The sequence below is a fragment of the Mesorhizobium sp. B2-3-10 genome, from assembly GCF_006442275.1.
Lineage (GTDB): Bacteria > Pseudomonadota > Alphaproteobacteria > Rhizobiales > Rhizobiaceae > Mesorhizobium > Mesorhizobium australicum.
Genome location: NZ_VFVT01000005.1, coordinates 187,776 through 200,502 on the forward strand (window position 1 = coordinate 187,776; position 12,727 = coordinate 200,502).

12 protein-coding genes are annotated in these 12,727 nt (G+C 63.4%); 1 reads left to right on the forward strand and 11 read right to left on the reverse strand.

Translation table 11 applies throughout. The features are described 5' to 3' along the window. Positions 1-140 precede the first annotated feature (140 nt). From infB to rimP, 4 genes are read right to left on the reverse strand one after another with little or no spacing between them, the layout of a single operon-like run. Positions 141-2,717 carry a translation initiation factor IF-2 gene (infB, locus tag FJ943_RS16380; protein WP_015314006.1) on the reverse strand — a complete coding sequence of 859 codons (2,577 nt, stop codon included), beginning with the start codon at positions 2,715-2,717 and terminating at the stop codon, positions 141-143. Then, a complete protein-coding gene (locus FJ943_RS16385; protein WP_140614777.1) occupies positions 2,714-3,364 on the reverse strand; it encodes an RNA-binding protein in 651 nt (216 codons plus the stop codon). The genes infB and FJ943_RS16385 overlap by 4 nt, the downstream gene beginning before the upstream one ends. A 38-nt stretch (positions 3,365-3,402) precedes the next feature. After that, the gene (gene nusA / locus FJ943_RS16390) at positions 3,403-4,998 is read right to left on the reverse strand and encodes a transcription termination factor NusA (protein WP_015314008.1); all 1,596 of its coding nucleotides are present in this window, start codon (positions 4,996-4,998) and stop codon (positions 3,403-3,405) included. 49 nt (positions 4,999-5,047) lie between these two features. Then, positions 5,048-5,695, reverse strand: a complete 648-nt coding sequence (gene rimP / locus FJ943_RS16395; protein WP_140614778.1) for a ribosome maturation factor RimP — start codon at positions 5,693-5,695, stop codon at positions 5,048-5,050. 285 nt (positions 5,696-5,980) lie between these two features. On the opposite strand from rimP, the gene FJ943_RS16400 reads away from it, so the two are divergent. Further along, positions 5,981-6,145, forward strand: coding sequence for a hypothetical protein (locus FJ943_RS16400; protein WP_015314010.1), 165 nt, complete (start codon positions 5,981-5,983; stop codon positions 6,143-6,145). A 52-nt stretch (positions 6,146-6,197) separates the two neighbouring features. Here FJ943_RS16400 and FJ943_RS16405 read toward each other — a convergent pair whose 3' ends face one another. The 7 genes from FJ943_RS16405 to ybeY form a co-directional block, all read right to left on the reverse strand. After that, positions 6,198-6,899 carry a tRNA (guanosine(46)-N(7))-methyltransferase TrmB gene (locus tag FJ943_RS16405; RefSeq protein ID WP_041163235.1) on the reverse strand — a complete coding sequence of 234 codons (702 nt, stop codon included), beginning with the start codon at positions 6,897-6,899 and terminating at the stop codon, positions 6,198-6,200. Positions 6,900-6,926: 27 nt separating this feature from the next. After that, positions 6,927-8,192 (reverse strand): methionine adenosyltransferase, encoded by a 1,266-nt coding sequence (gene metK, locus FJ943_RS16410; RefSeq protein WP_140660644.1) that lies wholly within the window; start codon positions 8,190-8,192, stop codon positions 6,927-6,929. Positions 8,193-8,360: 168 nt separating this feature from the next. Further along, on the reverse strand, positions 8,361-8,780 hold the full coding sequence (locus FJ943_RS16415; protein ID WP_127279029.1) for a helix-turn-helix transcriptional regulator: 420 nt from the start codon (positions 8,778-8,780) through the stop codon (positions 8,361-8,363). A 138-nt stretch (positions 8,781-8,918) separates the two neighbouring features. Further along, positions 8,919-10,511, reverse strand: a complete 1,593-nt coding sequence (gene lnt / locus FJ943_RS16420; RefSeq protein WP_140722952.1) for an apolipoprotein N-acyltransferase — start codon at positions 10,509-10,511, stop codon at positions 8,919-8,921. Positions 10,512-10,597: 86 nt separating this feature from the next. Further along, a complete protein-coding gene (locus tag FJ943_RS16425; RefSeq protein ID WP_140722955.1) occupies positions 10,598-11,068 on the reverse strand; it encodes a VOC family protein in 471 nt (156 codons plus the stop codon). 14 nt (positions 11,069-11,082) lie between these two features. After that, positions 11,083-12,177 carry a hemolysin family protein gene (locus FJ943_RS16430; protein WP_140722958.1) on the reverse strand — a complete coding sequence of 365 codons (1,095 nt, stop codon included), beginning with the start codon at positions 12,175-12,177 and terminating at the stop codon, positions 11,083-11,085. 28 nt (positions 12,178-12,205) lie between these two features. Next, entirely contained in the window at positions 12,206-12,712 is a 507-nt protein-coding gene (ybeY, locus tag FJ943_RS16435) for an rRNA maturation RNase YbeY (protein ID WP_015314017.1), read from the reverse strand. Positions 12,713-12,727 lie beyond the last annotated feature (15 nt).

Here is a 12,727-nt window from a genome sequence, read left to right on the forward strand (position 1 = left end):
TTTTCTCGATCCTGAAAGCGTGAGGCGCGGGATGGGACCGTGCCGCATGTCTCAAATGATTATTCTCAACAGGCTTGTGGTCAACAGGCTTGGGGCGGCGGTCTTTCGACCACCGCCCGACATCGACAAGTCACTCGACCTCAGAGTGTGCGGGTCACCATCTCGACGCGGAAGCACTCGATGACGTCGCCGACGCGCATGTCCTCGTAGTTCTGGAAGGCCATGCCGCACTCCTGGCCGCCCGGGACTTCCGAAACTTCGTCCTTGAAGCGCTTCAGGGTCTTCAGCGTGCCTTCGTGGATGACGACGTTGTCGCGGATCAAGCGTACGCCCGCACCACGCTCGACCTTGCCTTCGGTGACACGGCAGCCGGCGATCTTGCCGACCTTGGTGATGTCGAAGATCTCGAGGATCTCGGCATTGCCGATGAAGGTCTCGCGACGCTCCGGCGAGAGCAGGCCCGACAGAGCCGCCTTCACGTCATCCACGAGGTTGTAGATGATCGAATAATAGCGGATCTCGATGCCCGCGGCCGCGGCCGCGGCACGTGCCTGCACATTGGCCCGAACGTTGAAGCCGATGATCGCCGCGCCAGACGTTTCCGCCAGCGAGACGTCGCTTTCGGTGATGGCGCCGGCGCCGGAATGAACGATGCGCGCACGAACCTCGTCGGTCCCAAGCTTGTCGAGCGCGGCATTGATAGCCTCGATCGAACCCTGCACGTCGCCCTTGATGACCAGCGGGAATTCCTTCAGCCCGCTCGTCTGCAACTGCGACATCATCTGTTCGAGCGAGCCGCGCTGGCCGGCATGCCTGGCCACCGCCTTCTCGCGCGCCAGACGCTGGCGATATTCGGTGATCTCGCGGGCACGGGCCTCGTTGTTGACCACGGCGAAGCGGTCGCCGGCCTGCGGCGTTCCCTGAAGGCCGAGCACCTCGACCGGCATCGCCGGCGGTGCTTCCTTGATCTGCTCGCCGCGATCGTTGACCAGAGCGCGCACGCGGCCCCATTCATTGCCGGCGACGAGGATGTCGCCCGGCATGAGGGTGCCGGTCTGCACCAGAACGGTGGCGACGGGACCACGGCCCTTGTCGAGCTGCGCCTCGATGACGACGCCCTCGGCGGTACGGTCGGGGTTGGCCTTGAGGTCGAGGATTTCGGCCTGCAGCAGGATCGCCTCGAGCAACTTGTCGAGATTGGTGCCCTTGGTCGCCGAAACTTCGACGTCCAGCACTTCACCGCCCATCGATTCGACGAAGACCTCATGGCGCAACAGCTCGGAACGCACCTTCTGCGGATCGGCGTCGTGCTTGTCGATCTTGTTGATCGCCACGATGATCGGGACGCCGGCCGCCTTGGCATGGCTGATCGATTCGATGGTCTGCGGCATGACGCTGTCGTCGGCCGCGACCACCAGGATGGCGATGTCGGTCGCCTGGGCGCCACGGGCGCGCATCGCCGTGAAGGCGGCGTGGCCGGGCGTGTCGATGAAGGTGATCTTCTGACCGTTCTTCTCGACCTGATAGGCGCCGATATGCTGGGTGATGCCGCCGGCCTCGCCGGAAACGACATTGGCATTGCGGATCGCATCGAGCAGCGAGGTCTTGCCGTGGTCGACGTGGCCCATGATGGTCACGACCGGCGGACGCGACACCAGGTCCTCGGCATTGTCGGCGATGTTGAACAGGCCTTCCTCGATGTCGGACTCGGCAACGCGGCGGACCGTATGACCGAATTCGGTGGCGACCAGTTCGGCCGTGTCGGCGTCGATGACGTCGCCCGGCTTCAGGATCTGGCCCTGCTTCATGAAATACTTGACCAGGTCGACAGCACGCTCCGACATGCGCTGCGCCAGTTCCTGGATGGTGATGGTCTCGGGCAGGATCACTTCGCGCATGACCTTCTCGCGCGGCTCGTTGTGCATCGCGCGCTTGAATTTTTCCTGGCGGCGACGCATCGACGACAGCGAACGAGCCCGGGCATCCTCGTCGGACAGCGCGGAGTTCAGTGTCAGCTTGCCACGGCGGCGGTCTTCCTCGCTCTTGGTGGGCTTTGCCGGGCGCGCCACTTCGGGCGTGACCAGACGGCGCACCGGTGCGCCGGCGGTCGCCCGCTTCGGCTTGACCTCTTCCTCCTCGTCGGCGGTCGCCAACTCGGCGGCTTGCGGTGCGCGGCGGCGCGCCTCTTCCTCGGCGCGGCGGCGCGATTCGGCCTCGGTCTGCAACCGTGCCTCTTCCTCGGCCTGGCGGCGCGCGGAATCCTCACGTTCGCGCTTGCGGCGCTCTTCGTCCTCGGCGCGGCGCTTGGCATCCTCGGCGGCCCGCTGACGGTCTTCGACCTCGCGGACCTTCGAGCCCTCGAGCGCCCTGCGGCGCGCTTCCATCTCGCTGCGCGACAATTCGTTCAGCACCATGCCGCTGCGCTCGACCGGAGCCGGCGGCGGGGGTGGCGCCTTGGGCGCTTCCTGGACGACAGGCGCCGCCACGACCGCCGGCTTCGGCGTGAAGACGGGCGCAGGCGGAGCCGCGGCCGGCTCCGGCTTGTCGCCGGGCAGCGAGAACTTGCGCTTCTTGGTCTCGACCACGACCGACTTGGTACGGCCGTGCGAGAAGTTCTGGCGCACGGTGCCCTGTTCCATGCCGGGGCGCTTCAGCGTCAAGGTCTTCTTCGGTGTAACACTCAACGTCTTGTCGTCGCCCGATTTCGTATCGCTCATTCCATATCCTCTGCGGCATCATCTTCGTCAGCAACGGCCGCAAGCATTGCAAGATCGTCCGGGGTACCGCCCCGATATCGGTCGAGCGCAACCATGCGCTTCTGGACCGCCTTACCCGCGTCTCCCGCGAGGACGGCAGCATGTATCACATTTGTACCCCCCAATGCCAAGCTCAACTCGGCCTCGGAGAAAAGTTTGTAGGCAAGGATGGAGGGGCCGCCGATATGGACGGTCGCCCGCCGCGCCTGGCTGATCTTGCGCACGCCATCCTCGGACGCTTCGGTCGCGTGGAGCACGAAAAGCGCCAGTCCGCCGCGCACCGCGCTCTCGACCTTGGTAGCGCCTAGCGAAATCGAGCCTGCCTTGCGGGCAAGACCCAGCATACCGAGAGCGTATCTGGAAAGCAGCCCGTCGACCATGCCGCCGAGATCGGGCGGCACGACCACCTGTGCCTTGAAGGCGCGGGCAAAAAGGTTCTTGGCCGCCGCCTTCTCGATATGTAGGCGGTCCGCACTCACCCAGCAACCACGGCCGGGCAGATTTCTCTTGAGATCGGGAACGACGGCCGAATCCGGGCCGACGACGAACCGGATCAGTTCATCCGGTTCGGCCTGTTTGCGGGTGACGATGCAGGTGCGATCGTTCATCTCGTCCAAGGGCGGGTTGTGTGCGATGCGGTTTCACCTCACGCACCAACGGCTTCGTCGGCCGTTTCTTCTTCGGCCGCAAGCTCGTCTTCGGTGATCCAGCCGGCCTTGAGGCGAGCGGCCAGAACCATCTGCTCGGCATCGGCGCGCGAAACGCCGTGATTGGCCAGCACGCCGGGATAGACCTTGGTCTCGCCGTCCTTGCGTTCCTTCCAGCCGGTGAGGTCGTCGGCGGCATAGCCGGCGAAATCCTCGATCGTCTTCACGCCATCCTCGCCGAGCGTCACCATCATGGCGGTGGTGACGCCGGGGAGTTCGCGCAGATCATCCGAAACGCCCAGCGCCTTGCGCTTCTCGTCGTGCTCGGCCTCGATCTTCTCCAGATATTCGCGGGCGCGGGTCTGGATTTCCGAGGCTGTATCCTCATCGAAGCCGTCGATCGAGGCGATCTCGCCGGCATCGACATAGGCGACTTCCTCGACGCTGGTGAAGCCTTCCGAGGCCAGCACCTGGCCGACCATCTCGTCGACATCGAGGGCTTCCATGAACAGCGCCGAGCGCTCGACGAATTCCTTCTGACGGCGCTCGGATTCCTCGGCCTCGGTCAGGATGTCGATGTCCCAGCCGGTGAGCTGCGAGGCAAGGCGCACGTTCTGGCCGCGGCGGCCGATGGCCAGCGACAGCTGATCGTCGGGAACCACCACTTCGATACGCTCCGCATCCTCGTCGAGCACGACCTTGGCGACTTCCGCCGGCTGCAGCGCATTGACGATGAAGGAGGCCGCCGATGGCGACCATGGAATGATGTCGATCTTCTCGCCCTGCAATTCACCGACGACGGCCTGGACGCGGCTGCCGCGCATACCGACGCAGGCGCCGACCGGATCGATCGAGCTGTCACGCGAAATGACGGCGATCTTGGCGCGCGAGCCCGGGTCGCGGGCGACCGACTTGATCTCGATGATGCCGTCATAGATCTCCGGCACTTCCATGGTGAAGAGTTTGGCCATGAACTGCGGATGGGTGCGCGACAGGAATATCTGCGGGCCGCGCTGCTCGCGCCGCACGTCGTAGACATAGGCACGCACGCGATCGCCATATTTGTAGTTTTCGCGCGGGATCAGCTCGTCGCGGCGGATGATCGCCTCGCCACGGCCGAGATCGACGATGACGTTCCCATATTCGACGCGCTTGACCGTGCCGTTGACGATCTCGCCGATGCGGTCTTTGTATTCGTCATACTGGCGGTCACGCTCGGCCTCGCGCACCTTCTGCACGATGACCTGCTTGGCAGACTGGGCGGCGATGCGGCCGAAATCCATCGGCGGCAGCAGTTCGGCGATGAAATCGCCAAGCTGGGCGTCAGGATTGCGCTCACGCGCCGAGGAAATGGCGATCTGGGTGGCGTAATCGTCGACCTTCTCGACCACTTCCATCAGCCGCTGCAGCTTCATCTCACCGGTGTTCGGGTTGATGTCGGCGCGAATGTTGGTCTCCTGGCCATAACGCGAACGCGCCGCCTTCTGGATCGCATCGGCCATGGCGGCGATGACGATCGACTTGTCGATCGACTTCTCACGCGCGACCGCATCGGCGATCTGCAGCAGTTCAAGTCTGTTGGCGCTTACAACCATGTTCTTTCTCCCGAGCCTGTTCGCCGGACCTTTGCGCCCGGCAGCTCAATCAAATTTCCTGTTCGTGTTCTTCCGTGGCGTCCGGTTCCGTACCCTCGGACACATCGTCGTCCGGTTCACCGCGGCGTCTCTTGGCTTCCTTGCGCTCCCTGTTGTCCTTGGACAACGCTTCGCGAATAAGGTCGTCGGTCAGGATCAGCCTGACATCGGCAATGGCATCGTAGGGCACGCGCACCGTCGGCTCCTCGCCATAAGCCGCCTTGTCGCGCTCGATCAGCACGTCGTTCTCACCGGCTTCGGCGATCTTGCCCTTGAAGCGCTTGCGGTCGGCGACGACGACCGATGTTTCCATCTTCACCAGATGACCGGTCCAGGTCACGAAATCCGATTTACGCACCAGAGGCCGATCGATGCCGGGCGAAGAGACTTCGAGGTGATAGGCCTTTTCGATCGGATCATCGACGTCGAGCGCCGGCGACACCGCGCGGCTGACCTCTTCGCAATCCTCGACGGTCATGGTGCCGTCCTCACGCTCGGCCATGATCTGCAGCGTCAGCCCGTTCTGGCCGGACAGATGCACGCGCACGAGGCGAAAGCCGATGCCGCGCAGCACCGGCTGGACGATCAGCGCAATGCGCGCATCGATGCCGCTTTCGCGGATGATGCGATCGTCACCTTCGTTTGCCGTTCCAGTCATCGTTGCCTATCGTTGGTCTCGAACCTATCGGCAGGTAATAAAAAAGAGCGGGACCGGGTGGACCCACTCTTCGTCATACCGACCAAGAATTTGAGGCTGATATAAACGAACACGGTTCGTGTTTCAAGTCCGCAGTCCCGGCCGGACGAAAGCCTGTGGGTTCAGGGTTGTTCCAGGCGCATGGCCGCCATGCGGCAATCCGCCTGTGAGAGCCGGCGGCGCGCTCTTATTTATTAGCCATCAAACGAATTGAATTGGCGCGCTGGCGCGCGAAAGGACAAGACCATGAGCAACCGCAGGATATTCTCCGCCTTGGGCGATCTGTTCACCACATTCGGCAGCGCCGTTGCCGCGTCTCGCGCCGTGGAAGCCGGGCGCAAGCCCAGAGCCGACGACCTGCGCAATCTCGGCATGGATCCGGCCGTATTCAACAGGATCGGTCGTTTCTGACTCCAACAGGCATTCGACCCCGTCCTCCCGGCAGGTTGCCGGTTGGGCGGACCTAGGTCCTGACGAAAGTCAGATAGGCCGGCCGGCGCCCCTCGCGAATGGCCTTTGCCTCATAGCGCGTGCCGGGCCAGCCCTCATAGGAGCGATGCCAGTCCGCCGCTTCCGCAGCCTGCCATGCGAAAGCGCCATGCGCCCGGCAATGCAGCAAGGTCCAGTTCACATAAGTGTCGATGTCGGACGCAAAGCGGAATTTCGAGCCGGGTTTCAGGACGCGTGCGAAACGATCGAGATTGACCGGACTGACGAAACGCCGCTTCCAGTGTTTTTTCTTTGGCCAGGGATCGGGATAGAGAAGATCGATGCCGTCGAGCGAGGCCGGCGGCAACCAGTCAAGCAACTGGGTGGCGTCGTCGTCGTAGACCCTGAGATTGGCCAGCGGCGCTGCCCGCACCGCCATCATCATCTTGGCCATGCCGTTGACGAAGGGCTCGACGCCTATGAAGCCTGTCGCGGGCGCCTCGATGGCGCGATGCAGGAGATGTTCACCGCCGCCAAAGCCGATCTCGAGCCGAACCGCCGAAACCTCTGCTGCAAACAGGACGCGCAGGTCTGGCGGTGCCTCGGCCGTCAGATCGAGCCGGTATTTGCCAAGCCCGCTTTCCAGCGCCGCGGCCTGCTGCGGGCGCACGGGCTTGCCGCGCCGGCGACCGAAGAAGGCTTCGGTCATGCGGCTTGGCCTGTCCGCGTCACTCATCGACTGGCGCCAGTCCTGCCGCCGCCCTCAGGCCGCGACAGCATCCTTGAGCGCCTTGGCCAGATCGGTCCTTTCCCAGGAGAAAGACCCGTCACGGCCAGCCTTGCGGCCGAAATGGCCGTAAGACGACGTCTTGGCGTAGATCGGCTTGTTGAGGTCGAGATGACGGCGGATGCCTGACGGCGACAGGTCCATCACGCTGCGCAGCGCGTCCTCGAGCTTTGCCTCATCGACCTTGCCGGTGCCGTGCAGGTCGACATAGACCGATAGCGGCTGGGCGACACCGATGGCGTAGGAAAGCTGGATGGTGCAGCGCTCGGCGAGCTTCGCCGCGACGACATTCTTGGCCAGGTAGCGCGCCGCATAGGCAGCCGACCGGTCGACCTTGGTGGTATCCTTGCCGGAAAAGGCGCCGCCGCCATGGGGGGCTGCGCCGCCATAGGTGTCGACGATGATCTTGCGGCCGGTCAGGCCTGCATCGCCATCCGGACCGCCGATGACGAACTTGCCGGTCGGGTTGATGTACCACATGCAATCGTCAGCGATCTTGAGGTCGCCCAATGCCTCGCGGATATAAGGTTCCACCACCTTGCGGACCTTCTTGGAATCCCAGCTTGAATCCAGATGCTGGGTCGACAGGACGATCTGCGTCGCCTCGGCGGCCTTGCCGTCGACATAGCGGACGGTGACCTGGCTTTTCGCGTCCGGCCCGAGCTTGCCGGCCTCGCCGTTGTTTTCGTGGCGGGCCGCTGCCAGCAGTTCCAGAATCTTGTGGCTGTAATAGATCGGCGCCGGCATCAGGTCCGGCGTCTCGCGGCAGGCATAGCCGAACATGATGCCCTGGTCGCCGGCACCTTCCTCGCCCTGACGGTCGGCGGCATTGTCGACGCCCTGGCCGATATCAGGCGACTGGCCATGCAGCAGGACCTCGATCTTGGCCGTCTTCCAGTGAAAGCCGGCCTGCTCGTAGCCGATCTCACGGATCGCCTTGCGGGCGACGGATTTGAACTTCGCCGGGTTGACGACGGGGTGGCCCGCGGCATCCTTGAGGATGTTGCCGGCCTTGTCCTTCTTCAACAACGTCTCGGGAACGCGCACTTCACCGGCGATGACGACTCGGTTGGTGGTCGCGAGCGTCTCGCAGGCGACACGGACTTTCCATGGGTCCATGCCGGTCTTCTTGGCTTCACGATAGACCAGATCGACGATTTCGTCGGAGATGCGGTCACAGACTTTGTCGGGATGGCCCTCGGCCACGGATTCCGAGGTAAAGAAGTAGTTCTGCCGCGTCACGGGTGTCCCCTCTTGAAAAACGATCGGCAGGCTGCCGATTTTGGCGCGCCACGTGTTAGCGGGGCAAAGCGCTGCTCGTCAAGCGCTGCCGCGGCTCTGGCCTGAATGTCGGAGGCGATATCTTGTGCCACCGGCGGCGCATGCCGCCGGTGCAAAGCGCATTGCGGATCAGTCGAGATCGTCCTCGGCGAGCGATTTCACCAGGTCAATGATCCTGCGGCGCACCTTGACGTCGGCGATCTTGACAAAGGCCCGGTTGAGCTGAAGTCCTTCGGGACTGCCGCAGAACTCAACAGCGAAAGCCATCGAACTATCCTCGGCAAAGCCGCGGTTGGCGGTCAATTCCTGGCCTGGCGCATCCTCGAAAAAGAAGGCGACGGGGACGCCGAGTATGGAGGCAATCGCCTGCAGGCGGCTGGCACCGACGCGATTGGTGCCCTTTTCATATTTCTGGATTTGTTGGAACGTGATGCCGAGATTCTCGCCCAGCTTTTCCTGGCTCATTCCGAGCATATTGCGGCGAAGCCGGACCCGGCTTCCCACGTGAATATCGATGGGATTGGGTTTCTTCTTGTTTTCTTCTGTCATTTTTTCCTCGCCGAATTTTTTCGGCTTTGTGATTTTTTCCTGCCCAAAGAAAGCCGGAGGCGACTGCCCCAACAGAACGATCCACCAGCTTCGAGAAATTTTCAGGCGGTACAGTATGAGTTTCTAATGTGCCAGCTGTCAATTCACCCGTAGCTTTTGCCTTACGTTCAACAGCCCCCCTACAAGCGCAAACAGCAACATGATCAGCATTCCGTTAATGCGCCGCTGGCTGGACGAAATGACCGTCTGTGCGGAAACAGGCACCTTCACATCGATGGCTCCGCGCGCGTCGATCGCAAGGGCGTCGACGACGCGGCCACGGGCGTCGACCACGGCCGAGATGCCGTTGTTGGCAGCACGCAACAAGGGCAATCCATTCTCCACCGCGCGAATCTGGGCCTGCCTGAAATGCTGATACGGTCCCGGCGTGTCGCCGAACCATGCATCGTTGGTAACGTTCACAATAAGCTGCGATGACGTAGCGTCAACTGCCACCAGATCGGGAAAGATCACCTCATAACAGATAAATGGCAGGGCACGAATGCCGCCCGGAAGCGTGATGGCATGACGCCCGTTGCCGGCCGTGAACGTCAGCGGCCCGGCGACGAGCTGTTCGATGCCGAAACGAGCGAGCAGGTCGGCGAAAGGCAGGTACTCGCCGAACGGCACCAGATGAACCTTGTCCACGGCGTCGGCGATCTCGCCCTTGTCGTTGATCGCCACCACGGAGTTGTAGTAGCGGCTGTCGGCGCTGGCCGCCGAGCCGCCCTCCTCACGCACGACGCCGGCGATCAGCATCTGCCCGTCGCCCAGCATGTCGCCCAGCGCCGTCAAGGCGTCAGGGCGCTCCGTGAAAAGGAACGGTACCGAGGTTTCCGGCCAGAGAATCAATTGCGGTTTTTCGTGACCTGGGTCCGGTGCCTTTGCGGAGAGGCCCAGCAAGGTGGCGAAGATGCGGTCGCGCACCGAGGCATCCCATTTTTCCGACAGATCCACGGCCGGCTGGACGATGCGGACATCGAGACTGCGCGTCGCCGGCTTTTCGGGGGCGTTGAGCCTGACATAGCCAAAGCCGACATGGGCGGCGGCGAACACGACAAACAGCGCGGCGCCCAGCCGAAGATGCCGACGCGCCGCCAGCAGCGCCGGCAGCGCGAAAAGGAAAACCGCGAGCGCGTTCATGCCGATCATGCCGGTCACCGAGACGCTCTGCATCAAAAGCGGCACCGGCATCGCCGCGTAGCCGATGGCGTTCCAGGGGAAACCGGTGAACAGGAAGCCGCGCAGCCACTCCGCCAGCGCAAAACCGGAGGCAAGGGCAGCGATACGGCCGATATCGCTGCTCCACAGGAGCCGCGCGACCACCGTTGCGAAGCCGTAGAAAAATGCGAGCGCGAAGGGAATGCCGACCACCGCGAACGGCAGCGCCCAGGCAAAGTCGTCGGCCTCGACCAGCAGCGCCGAGCCGATCCACCAAAGGCCGGCGAGGAAATAACCGAAGCCGAACCACCAGCCGACGGCGAAAGCCGGCCGCAGGCGCCGCAACAGGCTGCCGGAGGCTTCGCCGGTCGCGCCATCGAGCAGCCAGACCAGCAGCGGAAACGAAATGAAACAGGCGGCAAAGAAATCGTAAGGCGCCTGGCCCAGAACCGTGAGCGCCCCAGCGAAAAACGCCACAAGCGAACGCCGCCAACCCCAAAGCAGAATTATCCGGCCGGCAAGGCGCTCCATGCGTATTTCCGTCGCGCGAATCAGGAGCTAAGATTTATCAGGCCGCGCCGCGCGCTCCAAACGCCGGCGTGGTTACCGGCCGCTCTCTACCGGTGCCAGCCTTCGATGCGCAGGCCACCCAACCGCTCGGCCTCTTCACGAGAAACAGAACCCATCGGTTGCGTGAACGTCCAGACATGGCCCTCGGGATCGCGCGCCCGATACTGGCGTTCGCCGTAGAACTGGTCGGCCGGCTCGTGGATTATTGCAGCACCGGCCGCGCGGGCCTGCTCGCAATGCGCATCCAGGCCGTCTTTCAACCTGACATAGACCGATTGCGTGTTCTTGCCCTGGACCGACGCGGGGCTCGCGACATGATCGGCCCATTCAGAATCGACAATGAGGTAGCAATCGCCGAACCGCATTTCGGCGTGGACCAGCTTTCCCTCGGCATTGCTGACCACCATGCTGCGCTCGAAGCCAAAGGCTGTTTCAAGCCAATCCAGGGCAGAGCGTGGATCTTTGTAAAACACACCGGAGCCGAGGACCGAGTGCTTGAACGGATCTTCGATCGTCATGCGACAGCAGGCTTTCAGGCCTGTTCGGTGCGCGCCGTGGCCCGCCGGCGGCGTTCGCCCTTCTGGCTCTGCACGATGCGAACGCGCTTGACGCGGCGCGGATCGGCGTCCAGCACGTGGAATTCGAAGCCGGGAATGGCCTGCACCACCTCGCCGCGCGCCGGCACGCGGCCGAGCGTGTTGAAGATCATGCCGCCAATGGTGTCGACATACTCGCCATGTTCACCGGCGGCGAAATCCTCGCCGATCATCTTGGCGACCTCGTCGATCTCGGCCTTGCCGTCGACGATAAACACGCCGTCGCCGGTCTGGGTGATCATCGGCTCGTCGTCGTCGTGCTCGTCCTCGATGTCGCCAACCACCATCTCGACGATGTCCTCGAGCGAGACGAGGCCGTCCGTGCCGCCATATTCATCGATGACCAGGGCCATCTGCGTGCGCGTCGTCTGCATGCGGCCCATCAAGTCGGACGCAAGCATCGACGGCGGCACGAACAGGACCTGCCGGATCAGGTTGAGCTCTCCGATGGTGCGCGCGAGGTCGACCTGGGCAAGATCGAGAACCGTGGCGACAGGCGTTTTGCGGGTTGCCCGGCCCTTCCTGACGCGCGCCAGCTTGGTGATATGGGCCAGCACGTCGCGGATATGGACCATGCCGCGCGGGTCGTCGAGCGTCTCGGAATAGACCGGCATGCGGGAATGGCCGGATTGTTCGAACATGCCAAGCAAGTCACCGAGCGACGTGGCGATCTCGACCGCCTCGATATCGGCGCGCGGCACCATAACGTCCTCGACGCGCACCTCGCGCAGGCGCAGGATGTTGTTGAGCATGGCGCGCTCGCCAGGCGAGAAGGATTCGACATCGCTCGTCGTCTCGGCGAGCGCGCCGGCGATCTCTTCGCGCAGGCTGGTGCCGTTGCGTTGCCGGAACAGGCCCAGCACGCGGTTGAACAGGGAGGGGCCGGCAGGCGACGGCTCGATGGCCGCGCTGCCAGTGTTGGCAACACCAGGGGTGACGGTACTCGGACCTGATCCCTCTTCCGACGTATCGGAAGCCTTGATCGCACTGCCGACATCGGGGCGGGCGGCAGTCTCTGGTTTGTCGTTCATCGTCGTCCGGTCAATTGGTCGTTTTTAGTTACGCGTAGGGATCGGGAATGGCAAGCCTTGCCAGCGCGGCGCGCTCGATGGCTTCCATCTCCTCGGCCTCCGCGTCGGTCTCGTGATCATGGCCCATGAGATGCAGCAGGCCATGGATGACGAGATGGCAGATATGGTTCTCCAGCGGCTTGTCTTCCAGTGCCGCCTCGCGCGCCACCGTCTCGGCGGCAAGCACGATGTCGCCGAGCATCGGCGGCAGCGGGCCGCCTTTTGCCGGCGGAAAAGCCGGGAAAGACAAGACGTTGGTGGGCTTGTCCTTGCCGCGCCAGCCGGCATTCAACGTACGGACATGGGCGTCGTCGGAAAAAACAATGCTGAGTTCGGAATGACCCGCCGCACCGGTCTCGGCAAAGGCGGCGTCAACCGCGCGATCGACCAGCCGCGTCAGGCTTGCTTCATCGGGCCAGTCGCCCGCTTCAACCGATATATCGATCTCGACGGGAACCGGGAGGCTCCCGCCGCCGGATGTGTTGTCATCAGGCATGAGGCCGCATCGTCA

Excerpts from the sequence above, each read along its gene's own strand:
- FJ943_RS16415 (WP_127279029.1), bottom strand. The coding sequence starts at position 8,780 with ATGACAGAAGAAAACAAGAAGAAACCCAATCCCATCGATATTCACGTG.
- lnt (WP_140722952.1), bottom strand. The coding sequence starts at position 10,511 with ATGGAGCGCCTTGCCGGCCGGATAATTCTGCTTTGGGGTTGGCGGCGT.
- FJ943_RS16400 (WP_015314010.1), top strand. The coding sequence starts at position 5,981 with ATGAGCAACCGCAGGATATTCTCCGCCTTGGGCGATCTGTTCACCACA.
- infB (WP_015314006.1), bottom strand. The coding sequence starts at position 2,717 with ATGAGCGATACGAAATCGGGCGACGACAAGACGTTGAGTGTTACACCG.
- FJ943_RS16405 (WP_041163235.1), bottom strand. The coding sequence starts at position 6,899 with ATGAGTGACGCGGACAGGCCAAGCCGCATGACCGAAGCCTTCTTCGGT.
- rimP (WP_140614778.1), bottom strand. The coding sequence starts at position 5,695 with ATGACTGGAACGGCAAACGAAGGTGACGATCGCATCATCCGCGAAAGC.
- nusA (WP_015314008.1), bottom strand. The coding sequence starts at position 4,998 with ATGGTTGTAAGCGCCAACAGACTTGAACTGCTGCAGATCGCCGATGCG.
- FJ943_RS16425 (WP_140722955.1), bottom strand. The coding sequence starts at position 11,068 with ATGACGATCGAAGATCCGTTCAAGCACTCGGTCCTCGGCTCCGGTGTG.
- FJ943_RS16385 (WP_140614777.1), bottom strand. The coding sequence starts at position 3,364 with ATGAACGATCGCACCTGCATCGTCACCCGCAAACAGGCCGAACCGGAT.
- ybeY (WP_015314017.1), bottom strand. The coding sequence starts at position 12,712 with ATGCCTGATGACAACACATCCGGCGGCGGGAGCCTCCCGGTTCCCGTC.
- FJ943_RS16430 (WP_140722958.1), bottom strand. The coding sequence starts at position 12,177 with ATGAACGACAAACCAGAGACTGCCGCCCGCCCCGATGTCGGCAGTGCG.